A 2,128-nucleotide genomic window follows, 5' to 3' on the forward strand; every position below is an offset into this window, starting at 1 on the left:
TAACTACCCAGGCCATATTAAATTACGATAGAAGTTTTAACAGCCACCACGTTTATGGAACAGCATTAACCAATATCAATACGGTAATCAAATACAATGATAATGCGGTTTACAATTTTGTGCCAAACAACTTTAAAGGTTATACCGGTCGTGTAGGTTATGATTATGATGATAAATATTTATTTCAGTTTAATGCGGCTTACAATGGTTCAGATCGTTTCGTGAGCAAGAAAAAGTATGGTTTTTTTCCGGCGGCATCTGCCGGATGGGTGGTATCGAACGAGAAATTCTGGAAGGATAACGTAAAGTTCATCGATTTTTTAAAGTTTAGAGGCTCCTACGGTATTGTAGGTAACGACCGCATCGGCGATGGTTTTAACTATTACTACCAACAAAATTACAGCAATGGAGGTAATGCATCTTTTGGTTATTCAGACAATACACAAACCGGAATTTCAGAAGGTACATTGGGTAATGATGATGTAACCTGGGAAAAGGAAAAGAAAACAGACGTAGCGATGGAATTTGGTCTCTTCGGAAGCAAGATCACAGGTTCAATCGATTTGTTCCACAATGTAAGAAGCGATATTTTAACTTCAAGAGGTACAGTTTCATCAATTTTTGGTGTGGGCCTGCCACCGGTAAATTTGGGTAAAGTACAAAATCAGGGTGGTGAGATCGAAATGAGCTACAGGGATAAAATTGGCAATGTTGATTTCTCTGTGAGGGCAAATTATTCACTGGCCAAAAATAAAATCCTTTATCGTGATGAACCTCTGCCAGCCTACCCTTATCAGGCATTTACAGGTAACAGTATCGGCCAGATCTTAACCTATCAGTGGATTGGTTTTTATACTTCGGCAGCTGAAATTGCTTCAAGTCCGGTTCCTCAAACTGCACCAAGAATTGGCGATTTAAAATATGCCGATTTAAATGGTGATGGTAAAAWTGATGGTTATGATATGTCTATAAATGGAGATCCGAATTTACCAAACACAAACTACGGTTTGGAACTTCGAACCAATTATAAAAACTTCGGTTTAAGTTTATTGTTTCAGGCCGCAACCAACTTTAATGTTCGTGGGGTGGCAGAAGCCATTCAGGCATTTTCCTCAAATTTAACTTCGATCCACCAAAACTCATGGACACCAGCACTGGGAGATGCAGCACAATATCCATTACTTTCTTTAAGTCCTGGTTTAAGCAGTCCTTCTGCTTATCCATCTACATTCTGGATGATATCAGGGAATTATCTCCGCTTAAAAAATGCAGAGTTCAGTTATAATTTTCCTCAAAAGCTGACCGAAAGATTAAAAGTACAAAGCATTCGTACCTACATCAATGGATATAATCTCCTCACCTGGTCGAGCTTGGATAAACGTTATCAATTCGATCCAGAATCGAATTCAGGGCAGGACAGAATTAAATATCCACCACAAAAAATGATCAATTTAGGTTTAAGTGTTACGTTTTGATAATTGATTGACATGAAAAAAATAATATTAATGATATGTTTATGTGCTTCAATAGCAGCATGTAAAAAAAATAGCGATTTCTTAGATAGTAAAGCGGATACTGGAGAAACTGAAGCTTCAGTGTTTTCAGATAGTTTAAAATCTATCCGTTTTCTTACCCAGATTTATAGCAGTTCGTCTTATAGTTTTGCAAAAGGGCGTTTTAGCAGCCACGGAAATACCGAAATGGCTACCGATGATGCGGAATATGCCTATTCAGGACCAACACAGAATGCAGTGATCATGTACAATGGGACACTTTCGCCAACCAACTTTTGGAGTGGGGGTAGTTTGCCTGATTTTTGGACAACCCCGTATGCCAATATCCGTAGGGTAAATCTGATGTTATCTAAATTGCCCGTTATTCCACTTTCAGAAGCGAAGAAGAAACGTATTACCGGCGAATTGAAATTTTTGCGGGCATGGTACTATCACTTGCTGCTGATCAATTTTGGTGGAATTCCGCTTGAAGGTGATAATGTTTACGGCATTACCGATGTGATCGATCTTCCCCGGTCATCATTTGACGAATCCGTTAATTACATCACGGCTGAGCTTGATGCTGCAGCAAATATTTTACCCATTACCACTGATTATGCAGAACAGGATTATGG

At 38.8% G+C, this 2,128-nt stretch carries 2 protein-coding genes; both read left to right on the top strand.

The window, feature by feature from the left end; translation table 11 throughout:
* Positions 1 to 1,475: SusC/RagA family TonB-linked outer membrane protein (locus tag AC1DND_RS26360; protein WP_477585625.1), on the top strand; the 1,475-nt coding region annotated here is incomplete at its 5' end.
* 12 nt (positions 1,476 to 1,487) lie between these two features.
* On the top strand, positions 1,488 to 2,128 hold a 641-nt coding region (locus AC1DND_RS26365), incomplete at its 3' end, for a RagB/SusD family nutrient uptake outer membrane protein (protein ID WP_477585627.1).

It is taken from the genome of Pedobacter sp. 01N416 (assembly GCF_056399685.1).